The following is a 20,241-nucleotide window of genomic DNA, read 5'->3' as shown; positions in this document are numbered from 1 at the left end:
CCTCTCCGACAGACAAGGAAAACCACGTCATGGCAACCACTCTGGACCCGGTCACCTTCGAGGTGCTCAAGAACGCCTTCATCAACACTGTCGATCAGATGGCCGAGCAGATCCTGCGGACCTGCTACTCGTTCGTCATCTATTCGCGCGACTTCTCCTCGGCGATCTGCGACACCGAGGGCAACACGGTGATGCAGGGCACCGGCGACATCGCCGCCCACGTGGGCACGCTGCACTACACCGCCAAGGCCGTCATCCGGCAGTTCGAGGGTGACATCCATCCCGGCGACGTCTTCGTCATCAACGACGTCTACGAAGGCGGCAGCCACTTCAACGACACCCGCATCATCCGCCCGATCTACTACCACGGTGAATTGCTAGGCTACGCGCAGGCCAACGGCCACTGGGCCGACGTGGGCGGCGCGACGCCCGGTTCGTTCAACGTCAAGGCGCTCGACCACATGGGCGAGGGGCTGCGTATCCCGCCCACCCGCCTGTGGAGCAGGGACCAGTTCCTCGAGGACGTCGCCCACCTCATTGCGAAGAACACCCGCAGCCCGCGCGACGTCATCGGCGACATGCAGGCGCAGGCGGAGGCCACTCGCGTCGCTGAGCGCGAAATCCAGCGTCTGTGCGACAAGTACGGCGTCGATACGGTCAAGACGGCGATGGCCGAGGTCCAGGACTACGTCGAGGACCTCACCCGGGCCAAGATCGCCGCCCTGCCCGACGGTGTGTGGTACACCGAGGACTACATCGATCAGGACCCGGCGCTCGGCGAAGGACTCATCCCGATCAAGACGCGCATGACGATCTCCGGAGACACCGTCCACTATGATCTGAGCGAGTCCCACGCCTCGATCTCGTCGATGCTCAACGCCGGGTTCGGCGGTTCGTTCGCCGGCATCGTCGCCGGCACCAAGATGCAGTTCCCGGACATCCCGCTGAATTCCGGCTTCTACCGGGTCGTCACCGCCGATCTAGGGCCGCTCGGTTCGATCGTCAACGCCGACTGGCCCTCACCGTGCGCAGGCTTCTGCTCAGGTCCGTTCGAGAAGATCATGAGCTCTGTCTTTGAGATCTGGTCCGATATCCAGCCCGAGCGCGCGATGGCGTGCACGTTCAACCTTGAGTACCTGCTCGTCGGCGGCCGCGATCAGCGTGGCGAGGGCAACCCCAACTTCATGTGGTACGACTGGATGATGGGCGGCTGGGGCGCCCGAAACGGCGCCGACGGCTACAACGCCTCGGCCGCGGTGTTCGGAGTCCAGTACGGCACACAGCCTTTCGAGGGTCAGGAACGCCTGGCGCCTGTGCTGACCAGTTGCCACGACCTCGTCCCCGACTCGGGTGGTCCGGGCAAGTACCGCGGCGGCCTAGGCGCCGAAAAGGGTGGAAAGCTCTGGGCGAGCGACAACACCGTGATGTCCTACTGCTGCGACCGGGAACGGTCGGTGACCTGGGGCCTGTGGGGCGGCCTGCCGTCCATCCCGCACGGGGTGTGGCTGAACAAGGGGACCGAGAACGAGCGGTATCTCGGCTCGATCTTCGCCGCCGAACCGATCAGGTCCGGCGACGTCTTCACCCGCCCCTCGGCCGGCGGCGGCGGACTCGGTGACCCGTTGCAGCGAGACATCGACGCCGTACTCGAGGACGTCATCGACGGCTACGTCACCATCGAGCGCGCCGAGAAGGACTACGGCGTCGTCATCAAGGCGATCGATCCCGAGATCCTCGAGTACGAGGTCGATCTCGAGGCGACCCTCGCCGCGCGTGAGTACATCCGCACCCACCGCCGGTCCTGGATGGAACGCGACCCGCACGAGGTCTCTGACGAGTACCGAGCCGGCCTGATCAACGAGATGGACTGCGTACGTCAGTTCGGGGTGATCCTCGACTGGGGCAGCGGCGAGGTCCTGGCCAAGACGACGGGCCAATTCCGAGAGATGTTGCAGCGACGCACCATCGTGCACTGGACCGACGACCCGAACGTCGACTATGTCCCGGGCACCCTACGCGTCTCCGAGACTGCGACAGTCTGAGCCGCCGACCCGGCCGGTACGACCTCTCCTCCTCGACACCCAGCGGCGGGTGGTGGGCAACGACGCCCCCACCCGCCGCCCCTGTATCCCTCACGTCTGCGAAAAGGAACGATCTCCATGACTCTTGACATCTCCTCCTCGAAGTCGGGTGGCGTGCCCGCCCTCGAGGTGACCCACACCGATGACCCGCATGTCCTCGCGCGCGCCGCGGCCGAGGACTATTCGCTGCACATCGTGCCCCGGTCGTGGCGGACCTCCCGGTCGTCGGTGTCGATGGCCTGGTTCGGTTTGATGAGCGCGATGTTCTTCGTGGTCGTCGGCGCCACAGTGTCGCTGTCGGTGGGCGCGGCCGATGCCCTCATCGGTATCGGCCTGTCGGTGCTGGCCTACGGGGCCATCAACTCGGTGGCGGCGAAGTTCGCCAACCAGACCGGCACGAGCGTCTCACTGTTCTCCCGCGTGGTGTTCGGGCGCGCCGGCTCCGCCTTCGCCGCAGCTTTGTTCGGCATCACGATCGCCTACTACGTGGTCGCCGAGGGTGCGATCGTGGCATCCGCGCTGCACGCCTACTTCGGCGGACTGCCGATGGCGTTCTGGGCGTTCGTCGTGGTGGCCTACCAGGCGCCGCTGGCCTGGCGCGGTGTGACGACCTGGCTCGACCGTCTCAACGGCGTGCTCCTGCCGCTGTACGTGCTGGGACTCGTGGGATCGGTCGTGTGGGCAATCGCCGAGTACGGTTACAGCAACGAGTGGCTGACCTACAAACCGGAGACCGCCGCCGACATCGGCGTCCCGGGTTGGTGGTTCTCGTTCGTCATCTATATGGGCGTCTGGGTGGTCACCATGATGGCCTGGGACTACGCCCGGTTCGGACGGCCGCAAGACGCGGCCTTCAATGCGCGCGTCTCGTTCGGCACCCCGTTCTACGTGGTCACCCTGCTCGTCAACGCGGCGGTCGGCATGTTCCTGGCTCAGACCATCACCATCGCCGGCCCACTGTCGGAGGAGTCCGCCATTCTCGGCGTGATCGGGATGATGGGCATCTGGGGCCTGCTGTGGGTGCTGGTGAGCCAGACCCGCGTCAACAGCGGCAACTTCTACCTCGCCTCGACGAACTTCCAGAACTTCTTCGCCCGGACGCTGAAGTTTTCGATGCCGCGCACCTTCTGGGTCGCTGTGGTGGCGGTCATCGCCTACCTGATGATGCTCACCAACGTGCTGTCCTGGATTACCACCTCGCTGCAGTACCAGGGTGTGCTCATCGTCGGATGGGTAGCGATCGCTCTCGCCCACATCGTCTGGATGCGACTGCGCAAATTGGCCCCGGACTCGCTCGAGTTCCGACCGGGTCGGGTTCCGGCAGTCAACCCAGCGGGCGTGGGCGCATGGGGGATCGCATCGGCCATCGGCATCTTGCTCATCCTCGTCGACGAAGGCTCCGGTGCGCTGTGGGCACCCCCGGTCGCCTTCGTCGTCGCCGGCGTCGTCTATTCGGTTGCCCTCGCGTTCTACCGCGACGGTTGGTTCGTCATGAAGCGGCCGTACGACCCGCGCGACGAGGTCGACGACATGTGGGAGGCGCGCGTCCGCTGCCATCGCTGCGGCGACGCCTACATCGCCTACGAAATGGATCGCGACCCGGCGGCCGGTCACGCGCCGATCTGCCTCGCCTGCGCTTCCGATGACCTCGCTTTCCAGCGGGCGGCCGATCGCGAGGCGGCTGCATACCGCACCAGCTGATCTCCGGCACTAGCGGTGAGCAGGCCGTCCCGGGTCCTCGGGGACGGCCTGTCCGCGTGAACCGTCAGCCAATGTCGACCGTCAGTCAGTATCGACCGTCAGCCAATGTCGACCGTCAGTCAGTATCGACCGTCAGCCAATGTCGACCGTCAGCCAGTATCGAGCGTCAGCCGATCCCCGAATCGGCCAACACGACCCGGTACACGAACGCGGCCTCGGGGCCCAGCACCAGCCCGACGAGCTCGATCAGCGTCAACACGAAACCCCGACCGTGGCTTGGCCCCTCCGTGTCGTCTAGGTGATGCGCGACCTCGTGCAACACGACGAGTTCCCGCAATGCCCACCGGCCCTCGGAGTCCGACGGAATCGCGATCTCGGCCTCCACCGGTCCCCCACCGGACACCGGGACCCTGCGCGCGTAGTGGGCCTGTCGTCGGCCACGCCGTTTCCGCACCGACACCGGTTCGGCGGCGCGCGGGAATCGTTCGCGAACGCCGGGCAGGTCCAGCACTCGCCGGACGTAGTCCTGCACGGCGTCGATGGACGCGAAGCGCGCTTCCGCGGGCAGCGTGATCTCGGCACCGGCGAGCTGCACCGTCCTCGATGACGGTGCGTTGTCGAACAGCCGGTGGACCAGCCGCTCGGCGTCGTAGAACGCGGCGCGGCCGGTGTCGCGGGGACTCACGGCCATGCCCTCACGCCTCGAGAGCCCGTCGCGGAGCACCGAATTCATGGTCGGCGCCGATCTTGGCACGTCGCCCCGCCCGGTCGCCTGCGCGCCGCGCGGCCTCGGAATACCCGGCCGACGCACTCGACGGGCGCCAGGTGCCGCGGGCCGTCGACTCGGTCCGATAAAAGTCGCGGACCTCGAGTTCCTTGTTGCGCAGCGCCACTGCCGTCGATCGTTCCGGCGCTCCCGACTCCCGCTCGGCGTCGAGCGCCTCTTCGCGGGCGGCGTCGCGGGCCTCGGCGAGGCGCTTGCCGATACGTTCGGCGAACGCGGACTGGAAGTTCAGCCGTGCGGTGATCGGCGACAGCGGTTTCTCCTCGATGACGCGGCGTGCGCGCCAGCCGGTGCCCTTGGTGACGACCCGCGCGAACGTCTCCCCCTTGTAGGCGCCGGATCGCAGGTAGGCATCGCTGGCGGCGACCATCTGCACGATGAGCGACGTGTACAGCGCCTCGCACGCGTCGATGTCGGCCTCGTACCCGTAGGCGAGGACGAAGGTCGAGTTCGACGCGACGTCGACGGTCACGTCGTTGGCCGCCGCGATGGCGACGAACAGCTGCACGTAGGTGCGCAGACCGCGCTTGCCCGGCTCCCCGATCTTGATCTGACGGGTGATCGGCGTGACCTTCTTGCGGGCGTCGGGGTCGTGTGCGCGGGCCACCGCCAGATCGATCGCGGACGCGGTCGCCAGGCGCTGCGCGGCCTGCATGAAGGCCTCGGCCTCGTGCTCGTTGTCGGTGTTCTCCGCCTTGCGGAGCAGAGCCGAGATCCGGGAGAGCAGCTTGTCGTCGCGCATGAAGTTCAGACTATCTGCGCGCCGAATCGGTTCCCTCGGCCGCGCAGATGGTCGAAAACCTCAGGTCGAGGCGCCCGGAGGGGTGACCGAGCCCGGAGCGTCCCCGGGCAGTGCCCAGCGGGCGATGGCGTCGTCGCCGACCGGCCGTTGCTGCCGGTGCCGCTGGTTCGCGACGATCGTCGGCGATCGGACAGAGACGGCGGACAGAGACGAAGTCGCCCGCGACTTCGATCAGCCCCGGCGATTTCGATCGCTGTCGCCGATCCGGACCGATGTCGTGGGCGACGTCGTTTCGACGCCGGGGTCAGTGCTGCTCGCAGGCGATGCCGTCGCCGTCGCGGTCGCTCTCCGAGTTGGCGTTGTAGAGGTCGGCGTCGACGGTGAAGTTCGTGACCGGGGTGCCCGAGGTCGAGTCGACCGCACCCGGCCTGCCGACACCGTGCGGGTAGTCCTCACGGAGAGCGGTGCAGTTCGGGTAGTCGGTCGCGGCCTGCGCCGGGGCGGCCACCGTCAGCGGCGCGATCATCAGCGCTCCCGCCGCCATAAAACCCAGCACCGTCTTCCGCACAACGCTCATCGTCGACCCTCTTCCACACCGATGCGATCAGGTAAAACCTACCGGCACGCGGCGGGCGGACCAGCATCGGAAGCGAGGATTGGTCCGGTCGAGTGACAGGCACCCGAGCCCACCCGAAGTCGAGGGTCGAGCCCACGATCGCGATGTCCAACCCGCGCGAGCGCACCAACCCGCGATCCTGTCGCCATCCCTACAACCCGAACCTCGCCTGCATCCGGCGCAGCGTCTCCGCCGACGCGAGCAGCCCCTCTCGCTCCTCGTCCGACAGCGGCACCTCGAGCCTGTTACGCGCACCGCCGCGATCGATCACGGTCGGCAGCGACAGGCACACGTCCTCGAGGCCGGGGAACCCGTCGGCGACCGTCGAGACGGGCATGACCCGGTGTTCGTCGCCGAGGACCGCCTCGACGATGCGCGTGGCCGCGAGTCCGATGGCGTAGTTGGTGGCGCCCTTGCCCTCGATGATCTTGTACGCGGCGTGCACCACCTCGTCTCGAATGGCCTCGCGCGCAGCGAAATCCATCGGCGGTCGACCGGGCAGCGGAGTCCACTGCGTCAGCGGGACCCCGCCGATCGTCGCCGACGACCACAGCGCGATCTCGGTGTCGCCGTGCTCGCCGACGATGTAGGCGTGCACGCTCTGCACGGCGACCCCGCAGTGGTCGGCGATCAGGAACCGCAGCCGCGACGAGTCGAGCACCGTTCCCGAACCGAACACCCGATTCGGCGGCAGCCCGCTGACCTCCAACGCCGCGCGCGTGACGACGTCGACGGGGTTGGTGACCATGAGATAGATCGCGTCTGGCGCAACCTCCAGGACCCGGGGCAGGATCGATCGCGTCAGGCCGATTGTGGCCTCGGCCAATTCGAGCCGCGACTGTCCCGGTTTCTGTTTGGCGCCGGCGGTCATCACGACGACGTCGGCACCTGCGCACACCGACATGTCGTCGGAGCCGACGACATCGGCGCGGGGCACGAACTCCAGACCGTGCGAGAGATCGAGGACCTCCGCGGCGACCTTCGCCGCGTTGACGTCCATGAGCGCGATGCTGCGCGCGACGCCACGGATCAGCGCGGAGTACGCGATCGCGGTGCCCACCGCACCCGCGCCGATGATCGCCAGCTTCGTCGGTCGTCCATTCATCGGGTCACCGTCCGCCTCGGTTCGCTTCGGGTCACATCGCCTCGTGGACACAAGGATAGGTGTCGTCGTCGTCCCGCGCCCGACGACCGCCTCGCCGGCGACGCCGCCCGGCGCCGGGGTTGGTACCCTCACCCTCGAGAGCGGTCGCACCCGCACCACGCGGAGGCAAGGGAACCTGGTGGGAATCCAGGACTGGCGCGCAGCGGTATGGGGGACGAGCCCGACACCAAGGCCACTGGGGCAACCCGGGAAGGCGTCGGGCCCGGTCGATCCCGAGTCCGAATACCTGCCGCTCTCCACGAGTCCACCGGCGTCTCGCGCACAGACGCCCAGACCGAGGTAGAAACACGTGTCCCGTCCCCCAGACGGCACGACCGGGGTCGCCGGCGCATCAGCGCCGCGACTTCCGTCGACGCCGCTTGCCCTGATCCTGTCGGCGCTCACGCTGGTGAGCATTGTGCTCGCGACGGCGTTCGGCGCCGAGTCCATCCCGATCGAGGAGGTCGGGCGCACCGTCGTCGGACGCCTGCGCGGCGACGAGGTCGACGCCGCGCACTCGGTCATCATCTTCGACCTCCGCCTGCCACGCTCGATCCTGGCCGCGATCGTCGGCGCCGGGCTCGCACTCGCCGGAGCACTGATGCAGGCGCTCGTCCGCAACCCGCTCGCCGAGCCGTATCTGCTGGGAGTGTCCGCCGGGGCGTCGGTCGGCGCGACGGTGGTCATCACCCTGGGTTCCCTTGCAGCGCTGGGTGTCTGGGCTCTGTCGGCGGGCGCCCTCCTCGGGGCGCTCTCGGCATCGGTTGCGGTGTACACCATCGCTCGTGCGCAGGGGGGCCTCACGCCCCTCCGGCTGATCCTGTCCGGCGTGGTGCTGTCGTCGGCGTTCATGGCGATGTCGTCGCTGCTGGTGTTCACCGCCGCCGATCCCCACGCCGCCGACAACGTCATGTTCTGGATGCTCGGCAGCGTCGCCGGCGCCACCTGGACGAAGGTGCAGATCGCCGGGGTCCTCGTCATGGTCGCCGCGTGCGCGATGCTGGCTATCCACTCATGGCTCGACGCCTACGCGGCCGGCACCGACACCGCGTCGTCGCTGGGAGTGCCGGTGCGCGGCGTTCGCAACGCGCTGTTCGCCGTCCAGGGAGTCCTCGTCGGGGTCATGGTGGCCGTCGCCGGAGGCATCGGCTTCGTCGGCCTGATCGTCCCGCACGCCGCGCGCCTGCTCGTCGGCGCAACCCACCGAGCGATGCTCCCGGTCGCGGTATGCGGAGGCGCGCTATTCCTGGTGTGGGTCGACGTCGTCTCCCGCGTCGCCTCCGCGCCTCGGGAGATGCCGCTCGGCATCGTCACCGGACTGATTGGCGCCCCGGTGTTCCTGCTCCTGATGGGGCGACGCCAGTACGTGTTCGGCGGGGGCACCTCATGACGACGCCCCCGCCCCGAGCGCTGTCGTTACATGCCCGGTCGGTCGGCTGCCGACGCGGAACCCACGTAATCCTCCACGAAGTGAACCTCGACGTCCCGGCCGGCACCCGACTCGCCGTCATCGGACCGAACGGCGCGGGGAAATCCACCCTGCTACGCACGCTGTGCGGTCTCGAGTCCCCGGCCGGCGGCCACGTCATGGTCGGCGACCACGACCTCGCCCGACTTCCGGCGCGGCGTCGCGCCCGCGCGATCGCCGTCGTCACGCAGGACGAACACCCGTCAGCCGAACTGACCGTCGCCGAGGCCGTGGGCCTGGGCCGAACACCGTACCGGTCATCCTGGGCGACAACCAGTTCCGACGACGCCGCGGCCGTTGAGGAGGCCCTGAGCACGGTCGGTCTGGCCGGCTGGCAACGACGGTCGTGTACCCGATTGTCCGGTGGAGAACGACACCGCGTCGTGCTGGCCCGCGCGCTCGCGCAACGGACCCCGATCATCGTTCTCGACGAGCCGACCAATCATCTCGACGCCGCGTGGCGCCTGCGTCTGATGCAGGTCCTCGACGAACTCGACGCGACGGTCGTCGCCGCGATGCACGACCTCGACCTCGTCCTCCGCCATTTCGACGCGGTGGCGGTCGTCGCCGACGGCGGGATCGTCGCCCAAGGGCCACCGCTGGAGGTGCTGACACCCGATCTGCTCGCCTCCGTGTTCGACGTGACCGGCAGCATCGTGCCGCATCCCGAAACCGGGCGGCCGCACCTGTTGCTCAACTCGCCCAACACATCTGAACTGCCGACTCTCAACCTCGAGGAAGTCCCGTGAAGCTCCCTAGCACTCTCATCGTCGTCTCCGCGCTCACCGCCGGACTTCTCGCCGGATGCGGCACCGACGACTCCACCGCATCCGCGGACTCGGTCACCGTCACCAACTGCGGCGAACAGGTCGCCTTCCCCCAGCCCCTCGAGCGTCTCTTCGTCAACGACGGCGGCATGATCGCCATCGCGCTCGCGGCCGGAGCGCGAGACAAGATGGTCGCCGTCAGTTCGTTGGCACGCGACAAGGACGTTCTACGACTCGTCTACGGCCCGGAACAGGTCGACACCCTCAACGAGGTCTCCACCCAACCGCCCACGCTGGAGAACATCGTCGGCGCCAGGCCGCAGGTCCTCTACGCCGGGTACAACTACGGCATGAGCGAATCCCGGGGGATCACCCCGGAGATCCTCGCCTCGCACGGCATCGACGTGTACCAACTTTCGGAGGCATGCCGCCAGGTCGACGGACAGGCCCAGCGGGGCACGATGGACCCGTGGGTCGCACTCGACACCGACCTGCGCAACATCGGCACGATCACCGGTAACCCGGGCCGGGGCGCGAAAGCCGCCGACGACGTCGCCAAGCGCCTCGAAAAGCTCCGCGGCGCACCGCAACCGGAGGTCCGGCCGACGGTCTTCGTGTTCGACAGCGTGTCCGACACCATCTTCACGTCTGGCTCCTTCGGCGGGCCCCAGGGCATCATCGACGCCGCGGGAGCGCGCAACGCCACCGAGGACGTCCGGGACACGTGGACCGCTGTCAACTGGGAGCGGATCACCGTCGCCGATCCCGACCTGATCGTCTTCGTCGACTACCCCGGCCAGAGCGTCGAGCAGAAGATCGAGGCGCTGCGCTCCAACCCGGCAAGCCGGAACCTGAAAGCGGTGCGGGAGAGCCATTTCGTGAACCTGCCGTACGCCATGTGGGTGTCCAGTCCGCTCAACATCGACGCCGCCGAGACGCTTCGGGCGGTGCTCGAGGCGCACGACCTCGCACCCGCGTCGGGCATCACCCCGCCGCTCGACGTCCGGAAACTCGGACTGGCGGGCAACGACTGGCTGAACTGAACACCGCCCCAACGAAAAAGCGCTACTTCGCCCCCCCAGAATCGCGAGTCCCATCTCGCGATTCCGGGGCGAAGTAGGGATTCTTGGAGGGCTCGGGTTACGCGATGGCCCGGATCGCGGTGCGCACGAAGTCGCTGTGCTCGGTCCGCAGTCTCAGCGCGGAGTCGATGTCGACGGCGGTGAACCTCACCTCGTCGGGAGCCTTGACCTGTGCGAGGAGATCGAGGTCGGGCGTGATCACCGTGCCCACCGCCAGCGCGCCGCGACCCGGCACTGCGTCGCGCAGCAGGCAGGTCGGCGCGCCGCCGGTCACCGTGACGGCACCGAGCGGAAAGGCGAGCGGGACCTCGTCGGGCCGCCGGGTGTCCTCGGGGTCCTCCGGTTCGGCGATCTCGAGGGTCTCCCCGACGAGGGAGCAGGACACACGATCGGCGTCCGGCGCCAGTCGGAACTCGCGCTCGGTGAGCGCCCGCAACGACTCCGGGTTCAGCCGGTGCGCCCCGACGCCGAGGACCACGCGGATCTCCTCCGACGCCGACAGCGCCGGGCGCAGACGCATCGGGAGGTGACGCCCCTCCTCGACCGCGCGCGTGCGCTGGCCGATGCGCAGCATGTCCTTCGACCGCAGCGCTCGACCACCGAGGCCGCCCACCCCGGAGCGCAGATCGGTTGCACGACTTCCCATCACGACGGGGACGTCGATGCCGCCGGCGAATGCGATGTAGGAGTGTGCGCCGCCGCGGATCTCGCCGATCCGCAGCTCCGACCCGGCCGGGAGCCACAGTGCGGTCCAGGTCGGGTGGGTGACCCCGTCGACGAGGACGTCGACGTCGGCACCGGTGACCGCGACGGTGCAGTCCGTGTCGGTGGTCAGCGTCAGGCCGGTGAGTGCGGTCTCGAGTGTCGCCGCCTTGGGTCCGTTGCCCACCAGGGCATTCGCGATGCGGTTCGCAAACTGGTCGAGCGCGCCCGCGGGCGGCATGGCCATCGCCATGGTGCCCGCTCGCCCGAGGTCCTGGACGGTGGTGCGCACCCCGGGGTCGACGATCGTGATCACTGCAGCTCTCCCACCAGGGCACGGGCGTATGCGAGGCGATCCGCGGCGAACGCCTGCAGGTCGAATTCGATGTCGGCACGGTTGATCTCGTAGGTGCCCGCCGCACAAGCAGCCGCGATCTCGTCGAAACCCGACGCGTCGATCGGGGTGAACTTCATCACGGTGGGCGCGGGCAGCAACAGCGGCGACCCGTCGGTGCCGAGGCCGTTGCCGAAGTCGACGACCGGCACCGGCGCCCGACCGAGCAGCTGGGCGTCGGAGGGAGCGTCGGCCGGCGCGATCGTGGTCGTGTTGCCGCCGTGCCCGACCGCGCCGGCCGGGGTCTCGGTGCGGGGACTCAGGTACCTGGGCACGCGGAGCTGCATCTCCCGCGGGACGAGCTGCAGGCTCTCGGCGTTGCCGGGCACGCCGCCGGTGAACGTCACGATGAACGGATGCGCGGAGTGTGCGTCGACCAGTTCGCCGACGGTGTCGAAACCGTTGACACGAGCGACGAATTCGAGGTCGGACTCCGCGGGCGAGGGATGCCGGTCGCGGAAGCGCGCGCCGACCTCCTCGGTGACCGGGTCGCCGTAGAAGACCGGGATCTCGATGATCGACGTCTCGAACGTCGGCGCGAACTCGCCGCGTCCGGCGATCGCCTTCTGATGCGCCGCGATGAGCACCGGGATGAGGTCGCGCGGGTCGAGGTCCTCCGGCCGGACCCGAATGGTGTAGCCGGTGTGGGTGGAGGCGACGTCGGCGATGCCGTCCATGTCCAGCGAGGCGAGCGCGGCCACGATCGCCTGGACCTGTAGCGCGGCCTTCACGTCGAAGCCGACCGCGGGGTCGATCACCTCGCGCAGCTGCACGACGACGAACTCGTCGCCGCCGAAGGACAGTCGCGCCTTGCCGGGGAGCATGAAGTACTGGGGTTCCACGGTGGCCACCGCCTGGGTCATCGCAGCTGTCCCGTCCGTCGGTCGTGTCCTCGAATACCTCTGATCGCCAATGCTTTCCTCACACCTCGTCTTGCCGTACCGCGGATCGTCGTCGGTGTTCGCCGGCGGGCGGAGCCCCCACATCGACGCCCGATGGCGAACAAACTCGGCAAGCTTATCGGCAGGGTCGACGTAGGCTGCGTCACGCTCCGCCACCGGCCCCGGCCCGTCCCCCCGTCGGGCCCCGAGGCGTCTCAGCCGATGGTCATCGGCCGCCCGGCGACCATCAGCACGACCTCGTCCGACAGCGCCGCGATCTGCGCGTTCAGCCGTCCGAGCTCGTCTCGGAACAACCGGCCCGACGCGGTGTCCGGCACGATGCCGCTGCCCACCTCGTTGCTGACGGCGACCACGGGCACGTCGCAGGTCCGCCAGGCGTCCAGGAGGTCGGCGACATCGGCCCGCACGGCGTCGAGATCACCGGTCTCCCAGGCGCCGTGGTGATCGATCCGGGCCGCGAGCCAGGTGCCCAGGCAGTCGACGAGGACCGGGCGGGACGCGGTGCGCAGCACTGCGGCGACGTCGGTGTCCTCCACCGTGGTCCACGACGCGGGCCGGCGTCTGGTGTGTTCGGCGACCCGGACCTCCCAGTCGGGATCCCCGTGGCGTGGTCCGCCGGCCGCGACGTAGACGACCTCGGCGTTCCCGGCGAGCATCTCCTCGGCGTGACGCGACTTCCCCGACCTCGCACCACCGGTGACGAACACCCGCCGGGCCGGAGACCGCCCCGCCTCGATGATCTCCCCGTCGCGTCCCGGACGTGCTCCGAACTGCGCGAGCCGTTGCCGTAGACGGGCGATCGGCGGGTTGTGGTGGCCGAGGTGCACCGCGATCACCTCCGTGCGCCCGACGATCGCCCCCGCACGGCGCATCGCCGCGACCATCTCCTCGAAGCCGGCCAGGCCGAGATGGCCGTCGGACAGGTCCCCGCGGTCGCCGAAGGTCTCCTCGAGGAACACCGCGTCGTAGGCCGCATCGGCGACCGCGGAGAACCACGACTGCGGCCACGCCCCCGTGTCGGTCGCCCACAACAGACGCCGCCCGTCGGGCCCGGTCACGTCGTACAGCACCGCGTCGCCCGGGCGGAAGACCCGGTGCCGGGCGGGTAGGACGCGGACCTCGTACCCGCCCAGCGACAGCGCCTCACCCGCCTCGACGGTCCGGAACCGCACCGGATCGTCGGGACCGACCCATGGGCGGCAGGCCTCGATCACATTCGCCGGCCCGATGATCTCCAACCCTCTCGAACCGGGTATCCACGACCGATACAGCAGCGCCGCCGGCGCGAGATGATCGGAGTGCGCGTGGGTGACGAGGACATGCCGCACCGCGGAGAGCGAAACGCCGTGCCGCACCGCGGAACCCATCACGTCGGCGCCGAGGTCGAGGAGGATCGCATCGTCGACGAGCGCCGCGGTCTGTCCCCGATGCTCCCCGCGCCGGCGCGCATCCTCGCAGGAGTCACAGTGGCAGAACGGATTCGGCCAGCCGTCGGCCGCACCGGCGCCCAGCAGGGTGATCTTCATCGTCGCGCAGGCCTCATCGTCGCGCAGGCCTCGACGATCGGACGGCCGCGACCGGTCCGTCGCCGCGGACGGGCAGGACCGCGGGGCCGTCGCGTCGTTCGAGCACCTCGACATTGGCTGCGTACACGTCCCGCAGCCTCTCGGCGGTGAGCACCTCGGCGGGCGGACCATCGGCGACGATACGCCCGCGATCGAGCAGCACCAGGCGCTGTCCGTACTGCGCCGCAGACGTCAGGTCGTGCATCGCCGCGATCACGGTCAGTTCGTTGGCCCGGCGCATCGAGTCGACCAGGTCGAGCACCTGCTGCTGGTGCCCGAGGTCGAGGGCGCTGGTCGGCTCGTCGAGCAGGAGCACGCGCGGCTGCTGGGCGAGCGCGCGGGCCAGCACCACACGCTGCAACTCGCCGCCGGAGAGGGCCGAGGCGTACCGGCCGGCGAAGTCGTGGAGATCCAGTTGGGCGATCACCTCGTCGACCACCTCGCGGTCGGCGCGGGTCGACGGGCCGAAGCGCGACAGGTGCGGTGTGCGTCCGAGCGCGACCAGTTCGCGGACCGTCGTCCCCTCCGGGACCACTGGGCGCTGCGGCATCAGCGCGACGGCCCGCGCGATCTCGCGCCGACGCGCCCGCCCGGGGTCCACCCCGGCGACGTCGATGCGCCCCGTCGCCGGGACGAGCCCGGCCAGCGCGTGCAGGAGCGTCGTCTTGCCCGACCCGTTGGGCCCGACCAGCGACACCCAGGTGCCGGCCCGGATCTCCAGGTCGACGTCGTGCAGGACCTCGACCCCGCCGCGCGAGGCCCCCACTCCACGACAGACGACGGCGGTCACTGCGCCTCCCGCCCGCTGCGTCGGAGCACGACCAGGAAGAACGGCGCGCCGATGGCCGCGGTGACCACGCCGATCGGCAGCTCGGCCGGCGACATGGCGGTGCGCGCCACCACGTCCGCCAGTACCAGGAAGGCCGCCCCCACCAGCAGTGACAGCGGCACCAGCAGCCGGTGTCCGGGGCCGACCAGCAATCGCACCGCGTGCGGGATCACGATGCCGACGAACCCGATGAGGCCGCTCACCGACACCACCGCGGCGGTTCCGAGGGTGGCGATGCAGACGAGGAAGAGCCGGACCCGCTCCGGCCGGATGCCCAGACTCGACGCCTCGATGTCCCCCACGGCCATGACGTCCAGTGTGCGCGCGAACAGCAGGACCACGACGATGCACACGACGACATACGGCAGGACCGCGAGGACCTCCGACCAGCCGTCGGTGGCGAGGCGACCGAGCATCCAGCTGTAGACCTGCCGCAACGTCTCGTCGTGCTGTTGCATCAGGAACGTCTGGATGGCGTTGGCGAAGGCGGCGACGGCCACCCCCGCCAGGATGATGACGACCTCGGTGCGCGCTCCCCCGACGGTGCGACCGAGCGCATAGGTGGCGGCGACGGCCACGAGCCCGCCGACGAAGGCGGCCGGCGGCAGCGCGGCCGTTCCGAGGGCCCCGCCGATCACGATCGCGGTCGTCGCACCGAGACCGGCACCGCTGGAGACACCGAGCAGGTAGGGGTCGGCGAGCGGATTGCGGAAGACACCCTGATACGCCGCGCCGGCGACCGCGAGCATGGCTCCCACCAGCGCGCCGAGCACGATGCGCGGGACGCGGACCTCCCAGAGGATCGTCTGCTGGCGCGTGCTCAGGCCGGAATCGGCGTCGACGAAGGGAATCCGGTCGGCGAGTTCGATCAGGACGCCTTTCGCGGTGAGACCCGCGGGTCCCACCAGCACGGCGAGGAGGCAGACGCCGAAGAGCACGAGGATCGCCGCGGCGACCACTCCTACGCGACGCCCCGTCGTCGTCCCGGCGCTCTCGAAGCCCGGCCGGCCACGGCCCCTCTCGAAGCCCGGCCGACCACGGCGACCATCGACGCCGCCGCTCACGGTGTCGCCTGCACCCCGATACCCGAGACGATGCGCGCCACGTCGCGGACCAGATCGACGACGCGGGGTCCCCACCGGCTCGCGATGTCCTCGTCGAGCACGTGGATCTGCTTGTCGGTGACCGCGCGGAGGTCGCCCCACCCGGCGCGCGCGGCGACCTTCTGCGGCGTCACCCCGCAGCACTGCGAGTCGGCGAGGAAGATGACCTCGGGGTCGCTCTCGATGATGAACTCCGCCGACAGCTGCGGGTAGCCGTCCTGACCGGATGCGATCGAACGCAGCCCGAGCAGGCGGTAGATCTGGCCGATGTAGGTGTCGTCGGTGACGGTGTAGTACGCGTCGTCGAGCTCGTGGTAGTACGTCAGCGGCACCTCGCGCGCCGGGACGGTGGCGACGATCTCGTCGATCTGCGCGCGCATCGACGAGACGAGCTCGGACGCCTCGCGGGTGTGGCCGGTGGCCTCACCCACCATCTCGATCTGTGAGTACGTCTCGTCGAGGTTCTTCGCCGCCGGGAGTTCGAGCACCTCGACTCCGACACGCTGGAGGTTGGCGATGATGTCGTTGTTGTCGTCGGTGAGGACGACGAGATCGGGGTCGTAGCCGAGGATCGCCTCGAGGTTCGGGGTGTAGCCGGACAGACTCGTCCGCGGTGCGTCGGCGGGGTGATCCGACTGGTCGTCGACCGCGACCACCTGATCTCCGGCGCCGACGGCGAAAAGCATCTCGGTGCCGGTCGGGCTCAGCGAGACGATCTTCGACACCTCTCCCGCGTTGTCGGCGGAACCGGAATCCGACGAGTCGGCGCACGCAGCGAGTGCGGCGACGACCGAGACGACAACCGCGACGATCGCGAACCGCCACCACCCGGAACCCGACCGATGACCTGCACCGTGCCCGGACGATCGACTGGACATCTGCACTACCCACCTCCAGGGAGACACCGCGACAAGCATGCACGAGGGGCCCGGCATCTGCGATGCCGGGCCCCTCGTGGGTCTAGGTCGATCTGCGACGAAGCGCGATCACGCCTGGGCGGGCGCTTCGGCGAAGTTCCGACTGACCTGCGGGTCGACCGGGATGCCCGGGCCCGAGGTGGTCGAGATGGTGACCTTCTTGATGTAGCGCCCCTTGGCGGCCGACGGCTTGGCGCGCAGGATCTCCTCGTACGCGGCGCCGTAGTTCTCGGCCAGCTTGGTGGCGTCGAAGGAGGCCTTGCCGATGACGAAGTGCAGGTTCGCTGCCTTGTCGACGCGGAAGTTGATCTTGCCGCCCTTGATGTCGCTGATCGCCTTGGTGACATCGGTGGTGACGGTGCCGGTCTTCGGGTTCGGCATCAGGCCGCGCGGGCCGAGGATGCGGGCGATGCGACCGACCTTGGCCATCTGGTCCGGGGTGGCGATCGCGGCGTCGAACTCCAGCCAGCCGCCCTGGATCTTCTCGATCAGGTCTTCCGAACCGACCTCGTCGGCGCCTGCGGCAGTGGCCTCGGCGGCCTTGTCGCCGGCGGCGAACACGATCACGCGGGCGGTCTTACCGGTGCCGTGCGGCAGGTTGACGGTGCCTCGAACCATCTGGTCTGCCTTGCGGGGGTCGACGCCCAGCCGGATCGCGACCTCGACGGTCGCGTCGGTGTTCTTCGACGAGGTCTCCTTGGCGAGCTCCACAGCCTCCAGCGGACTGTACAGCTTGGTGCGGTCGACCTTCTCGGCCGCGGCCTTGTAGGCCTTGCTCTTCTTGCTCATTGCTCTGTTCCTTCTCCGCACTCACTCGGCGGGGTTTGTGGTGCGGGCCGAGCCGGCCCTCCCACGTCGTCTTTCAGTTGGAGGGCAAGCTCACTCGACGGTGATACCCATCGAACGCGCGGTGCCGGCGATGATCTTCGCGGCGGCGTCGATGTCGTTGGCGTTGAGGTCCTCGGCCTTGGTCTTCGCGATCTCGCGGACCTGGTCCATGGTGACCTTGCCGACCTTCTTCGAGTGGGGCTCGCCCGAACCCTTCTGCAGACCTGCGGCCTTCAGCAGCAGCTTCGCGGCCGGCGGGGTCTTCAGCTTGAAGTCGAACGAGCGGTCTTCGTACACGAAGATCTCGACGGGCACGACGTTGCCACGCTGCGACTCGGTCGCGGCGTTGTACGCCTTGCAGAACTCCATGATGTTCACGCCGTGCTGACCGAGCGCCGGACCGACGGGCGGAGCCGGGTTGGCCTGGCCTGCCTGGATCTGGAGCTTGATGATCCCGGCGATCTTCTTCTTCTTGGGAGGCATCCTTGTTCCTTGATTGTTTTCTTGCGAATCCACGCCCGCTGGAGACGTGAAAGTCTTGGACTGCGCGGTCTACCCGCGCGGCGTCAGATCTTCTCGACCTGGTTGAACCCGAGCTCGACCGGGGTCTCACGACCGAAGATCGAGACGAGCACCTTGACCTTGCGCTGCTCCGCGTTGACCTCGCTGATGGAGGCGGGCAGCGTCGCGAACGGACCGTCCATGACGGTGACCGACTCGCCGACCTCGAAGTCGACCTCGATGTTGCTCGACGCCGCGGCGGCCGCAGCGGCCTCGACGCCCTCGGCGGCCGAGCCGCGCCGGGCTGCGGCCTTCTTCGACTCGGTGCGCGGCATGAGGAACTGCAGGACCTCGTCGAGCGACAGCGGCGACGGCTTGCTGGTCATGCCCACGAAGCCGGTGACGCCCGGGGTGTTGCGCACGGCGCCCCACGACTCGTCGTTGAGCTCCATGCGGACCAGGATGTAGCCCGGCAGCACCTTGCGGTTGACCTTCTTGGGCTGGCCGTTCTTGATCTCGGTGACCTCTTCGGTCGGAACCTCGACCTGGAAGATGTAGTCGCCGACGTCGAGGTTCTGGACGCGGGTCTCGAGGTTGGCCTTGACCTTGTTCTCGTAGCCGGCGTAGCTGTGGATCACGTACCAGTCGCCGGGCGCGCGGCGGAGCTGCTTGCGCAGTTCCTCGCGGGGGTCGAGCTCCTCCTCGGCGGGCGCCTCGTCGGCAGGGGCCTCATCGGCGGCGTCCGCGGCTTCGGGGGCCTCGGAATCGGAAGCGGTGGCCTCGGCGCCCGCCTCGTCGACGGCGGCCTCGGCGGCGTCGTCGGTCACGGCCGCGTCGACATCGGTGTCAGGCACCTCGACGGCGTCGGTCGATGCGAGTTCGTTCTCCGGGGTGCTCACTGCAGCCCACGCTCCTTATGGTTCATTCCGGTCGGCTCCCGCTCGCCCGGCCACCCACCGCGTGGGTCAGCCGAACAACCAGAGGACGCCCTTGGCGAAGGCCAGGTCGAGGCCGGCGATGAACGCGGTCATCACGATGACGAACACGAGCACGACGATCGTGTACGTGATCATCTCGCGCCGCGTCGGCCAGATGACCTTCTTCAGCTCGGCGACGACCTGCGTGAGGAACACCCAGATCCGAACGAACGGATTCCGGCTCTCCTCGGCGGACGCCTTCTTCTTTTTCTTGCGGTCCTTGACGGCCACCGATCCCTTGCCGGAATCGGCGTCTCCGTCGGTGCCGGACACCGTGGACGAGCGACGGCCACGAGCTGAGCGCTTGCCGGACGGACGCAGCTCCTTGGCGGCGCCGGTCGACTGCTCGTCGGCCCCTTCACCGCCAGCGGCAGCGTCGAGCTCAGCCGCAGCCGAATCGGCCGCAGAACCCTCCGCGGCTTCTTTCGCGCGGGCAGCCCGGTCTCGCTTGCTCAACTTCGCGGTCCTCTCGTCAACGTGTGCCCTTCACCAGGGCAGGGGCGACAGGACTTGAACCTGCAACCTGCGGTTTTGGAGACCGCTGCTCTGCCAATTGAGCTACGCCCCTTTGCGACTTCCCCACCGTGGTGGTTCGGTTGCCATCCGACGGATTCCCGGCCTCTCGGCCGATACCGGCGATTCTTCGCCGACAAAACCAACGCGCCACCCTATGGGCAGCGCGCAAGTCCGAATCAATCAGACACTTCAGTGTAGATCACCGGAGCTGCGGACCCAAAATGCACTCCCAGACCCGGTGCCCTCGACCGTACACGACGAGGGCACCGACGCCGCATCCCCTCCGCCCACCAGCGAGTTCGTTGCGCGATCACACGCCGGGATCGCGCGACAGGGCGTGTGCGTCGGTGCCGACGGAGGCCACGCAGCGGGCGGTCCGGCGCCTCGGTGAGCTCGTCGACGAGGGTCGCCGGCAGGTGATCGCTCGGTTCGCCGAGGATCGGCGGGCAGCCACCGCCGTGGGCTCGCGGGGCGCCCGCCCGTCGCGGCTGGGGTCGAGATCCACGAGAGTCGTTGCGTCACCGGTCGGGAACGCGCGGTCGTGACCGTCACGACCCCGCAGCGCCACTCGCGCAGGCGCGCCGTGCGCAGCGCCGGCGCCGCCGCATCGAGATGGTTGGCC

The 20,241-nt window shown here is 68.9% G+C and carries 19 protein-coding genes, 1 tRNA gene and 1 riboswitch; of the genes, 5 read left to right on the top strand and 15 right to left on the bottom strand.

From position 1 onward, the window contains the following. Positions 1 to 29 precede the first annotated feature (29 nt). Together GP2_RS11895 and GP2_RS11890 are read left to right on the top strand one after the other, a co-directional pair. Positions 30 to 2,042: a hydantoinase B/oxoprolinase family protein gene (locus GP2_RS11895; protein ID WP_006900758.1), complete on the top strand. Its 2,013-nt coding sequence runs from the start codon at positions 30 to 32 to the stop codon at positions 2,040 to 2,042. A gap of 117 nt (positions 2,043 to 2,159) precedes the next feature. Beyond that, the gene (locus GP2_RS11890) at positions 2,160 to 3,782 is read left to right on the top strand and encodes a purine-cytosine permease family protein (protein WP_006900757.1); all 1,623 of its coding nucleotides are present in this window, start codon (positions 2,160 to 2,162) and stop codon (positions 3,780 to 3,782) included. A gap of 166 nt (positions 3,783 to 3,948) precedes the next feature. On the opposite strand, the gene GP2_RS11885 is transcribed toward GP2_RS11890, so the two are convergent. The 4 genes from GP2_RS11885 to GP2_RS11870 all read right to left on the bottom strand — a co-directional run bounded on the left by GP2_RS11885 (position 3,949) and on the right by GP2_RS11870 (position 7,029). Then, positions 3,949 to 4,467: a TIGR04338 family metallohydrolase gene (locus GP2_RS11885; protein ID WP_040526898.1), complete on the bottom strand. Its 519-nt coding sequence runs from the start codon at positions 4,465 to 4,467 to the stop codon at positions 3,949 to 3,951. A 10-nt stretch (positions 4,468 to 4,477) separates the two neighbouring features. Continuing rightward, entirely contained in the window at positions 4,478 to 5,308 is an 831-nt protein-coding gene (locus GP2_RS11880; protein ID WP_006900755.1) for a DUF2786 domain-containing protein, read from the bottom strand. Between the two features lie 304 nt (positions 5,309 to 5,612). Further along, on the bottom strand, positions 5,613 to 5,885 hold the full coding sequence (locus GP2_RS11875) for an excalibur calcium-binding domain-containing protein (RefSeq protein ID WP_006900754.1): 273 nt from the start codon (positions 5,883 to 5,885) through the stop codon (positions 5,613 to 5,615). Between the two features lie 190 nt (positions 5,886 to 6,075). After that, positions 6,076 to 7,029 (bottom strand): L-lactate dehydrogenase, encoded by a 954-nt coding sequence (locus GP2_RS11870; protein WP_006900753.1) that lies wholly within the window; start codon positions 7,027 to 7,029, stop codon positions 6,076 to 6,078. 124 nt (positions 7,030 to 7,153) lie between these two features. After that, positions 7,154 to 7,337: riboswitch (cobalamin riboswitch) on the top strand. Positions 7,338 to 7,378: 41 nt separating this feature from the next. Between GP2_RS11870 and GP2_RS11865 the strand changes: the two genes are divergently transcribed. The 3 genes from GP2_RS11865 to GP2_RS11855 are packed head-to-tail and all read left to right on the top strand — an operon-like array spanning position 7,379 to position 10,346. Further along, positions 7,379 to 8,458: a FecCD family ABC transporter permease gene (locus GP2_RS11865; protein ID WP_006900752.1), complete on the top strand. Its 1,080-nt coding sequence runs from the start codon at positions 7,379 to 7,381 to the stop codon at positions 8,456 to 8,458. Then, entirely contained in the window at positions 8,455 to 9,285 is an 831-nt protein-coding gene (locus tag GP2_RS11860; protein WP_040526868.1) for an ABC transporter ATP-binding protein, read from the top strand. The genes GP2_RS11865 and GP2_RS11860 overlap by 4 nt, the downstream gene beginning before the upstream one ends. Beyond that, positions 9,282 to 10,346 (top strand): ABC transporter substrate-binding protein, encoded by a 1,065-nt coding sequence (locus GP2_RS11855; protein ID WP_006900750.1) that lies wholly within the window; start codon positions 9,282 to 9,284, stop codon positions 10,344 to 10,346. The genes GP2_RS11860 and GP2_RS11855 overlap by 4 nt, the downstream gene beginning before the upstream one ends. Before the next feature lie 97 nt (positions 10,347 to 10,443). On the opposite strand, the gene GP2_RS11850 is transcribed toward GP2_RS11855, so the two are convergent. The 11 genes from GP2_RS11850 to GP2_RS11800 form a co-directional block, all read right to left on the bottom strand. After that, a complete protein-coding gene (locus tag GP2_RS11850; RefSeq protein ID WP_006900749.1) occupies positions 10,444 to 11,403 on the bottom strand; it encodes a 5-oxoprolinase subunit C family protein in 960 nt (319 codons plus the stop codon). After that, entirely contained in the window at positions 11,400 to 12,344 is a 945-nt protein-coding gene (locus tag GP2_RS11845; RefSeq protein ID WP_006900748.1) for a carboxyltransferase domain-containing protein, read from the bottom strand. The genes GP2_RS11850 and GP2_RS11845 overlap by 4 nt, the downstream gene beginning before the upstream one ends. A 233-nt stretch (positions 12,345 to 12,577) precedes the next feature. Next, complete coding sequence (locus GP2_RS11840; protein ID WP_006900747.1) at positions 12,578 to 13,909, bottom strand: bifunctional adenosylcobinamide kinase/adenosylcobinamide-phosphate guanylyltransferase; 1,332 nt, start codon at positions 13,907 to 13,909, stop codon at positions 12,578 to 12,580. A gap of 13 nt (positions 13,910 to 13,922) precedes the next feature. Continuing rightward, positions 13,923 to 14,738 carry an ABC transporter ATP-binding protein gene (locus tag GP2_RS11835; protein ID WP_006900746.1) on the bottom strand — a complete coding sequence of 272 codons (816 nt, stop codon included), beginning with the start codon at positions 14,736 to 14,738 and terminating at the stop codon, positions 13,923 to 13,925. Further along, positions 14,735 to 15,736 (bottom strand): FecCD family ABC transporter permease, encoded by a 1,002-nt coding sequence (locus tag GP2_RS11830; protein ID WP_006900745.1) that lies wholly within the window; start codon positions 15,734 to 15,736, stop codon positions 14,735 to 14,737. The genes GP2_RS11835 and GP2_RS11830 overlap by 4 nt, the downstream gene beginning before the upstream one ends. Before the next feature lie 101 nt (positions 15,737 to 15,837). Continuing rightward, positions 15,838 to 16,758, bottom strand: a complete 921-nt coding sequence (locus GP2_RS11825) for an ABC transporter substrate-binding protein (RefSeq protein ID WP_051997210.1) — start codon at positions 16,756 to 16,758, stop codon at positions 15,838 to 15,840. Positions 16,759 to 16,866: 108 nt separating this feature from the next. Next, positions 16,867 to 17,586 carry a 50S ribosomal protein L1 gene (rplA, locus tag GP2_RS11820; RefSeq protein ID WP_006900743.1) on the bottom strand — a complete coding sequence of 240 codons (720 nt, stop codon included), beginning with the start codon at positions 17,584 to 17,586 and terminating at the stop codon, positions 16,867 to 16,869. Positions 17,587 to 17,676: 90 nt separating this feature from the next. Further along, entirely contained in the window at positions 17,677 to 18,108 is a 432-nt protein-coding gene (gene rplK, locus GP2_RS11815) for a 50S ribosomal protein L11 (protein WP_006900742.1), read from the bottom strand. Between the two features lie 83 nt (positions 18,109 to 18,191). Further along, the gene (gene nusG / locus GP2_RS11810; RefSeq protein ID WP_006900741.1) at positions 18,192 to 19,025 is read right to left on the bottom strand and encodes a transcription termination/antitermination protein NusG; all 834 of its coding nucleotides are present in this window, start codon (positions 19,023 to 19,025) and stop codon (positions 18,192 to 18,194) included. Positions 19,026 to 19,091: 66 nt separating this feature from the next. Further along, positions 19,092 to 19,559 carry a preprotein translocase subunit SecE gene (gene secE / locus GP2_RS11805; RefSeq protein WP_006900740.1) on the bottom strand — a complete coding sequence of 156 codons (468 nt, stop codon included), beginning with the start codon at positions 19,557 to 19,559 and terminating at the stop codon, positions 19,092 to 19,094. Between the two features lie 39 nt (positions 19,560 to 19,598). Continuing rightward, a tRNA-Trp gene (locus tag GP2_RS11800) sits at positions 19,599 to 19,671 on the bottom strand. Positions 19,672 to 20,241 lie beyond the last annotated feature (570 nt).

This window comes from Gordonia paraffinivorans NBRC 108238 (assembly GCF_000344155.1).
Lineage (GTDB): Bacteria > Actinomycetota > Actinomycetes > Mycobacteriales > Mycobacteriaceae > Gordonia > Gordonia paraffinivorans.
The sequence above is the reverse complement of the archived record's forward strand: the minus strand, read 5'-3'. Positions and strand labels throughout refer to the sequence as shown.

Bases quoted from the DNA above. Each gene is read 5' to 3' on its own strand.
- GP2_RS11840 (WP_006900747.1), bottom strand. From the start codon at position 13,909: ATGAAGATCACCCTGCTGGGCGCCGGTGCGGCCGACGGCTGGCCGAAT.
- GP2_RS11895 (WP_006900758.1), top strand. From the start codon at position 30: ATGGCAACCACTCTGGACCCGGTCACCTTCGAGGTGCTCAAGAACGCC.
- GP2_RS11880 (WP_006900755.1), bottom strand. From the start codon at position 5,308: ATGCGCGACGACAAGCTGCTCTCCCGGATCTCGGCTCTGCTCCGCAAG.
- GP2_RS11875 (WP_006900754.1), bottom strand. From the start codon at position 5,885: ATGAGCGTTGTGCGGAAGACGGTGCTGGGTTTTATGGCGGCGGGAGCG.
- rplA (WP_006900743.1), bottom strand. From the start codon at position 17,586: ATGAGCAAGAAGAGCAAGGCCTACAAGGCCGCGGCCGAGAAGGTCGAC.
- GP2_RS11845 (WP_006900748.1), bottom strand. From the start codon at position 12,344: ATGACCCAGGCGGTGGCCACCGTGGAACCCCAGTACTTCATGCTCCCC.
- GP2_RS11825 (WP_051997210.1), bottom strand. From the start codon at position 16,758: ATGTCCAGTCGATCGTCCGGGCACGGTGCAGGTCATCGGTCGGGTTCC.
- GP2_RS11870 (WP_006900753.1), bottom strand. From the start codon at position 7,029: ATGAATGGACGACCGACGAAGCTGGCGATCATCGGCGCGGGTGCGGTG.
- rplK (WP_006900742.1), bottom strand. From the start codon at position 18,108: ATGCCTCCCAAGAAGAAGAAGATCGCCGGGATCATCAAGCTCCAGATC.
- GP2_RS11860 (WP_040526868.1), top strand. From the start codon at position 8,455: ATGACGACGCCCCCGCCCCGAGCGCTGTCGTTACATGCCCGGTCGGTC.
- GP2_RS11890 (WP_006900757.1), top strand. From the start codon at position 2,160: ATGACTCTTGACATCTCCTCCTCGAAGTCGGGTGGCGTGCCCGCCCTC.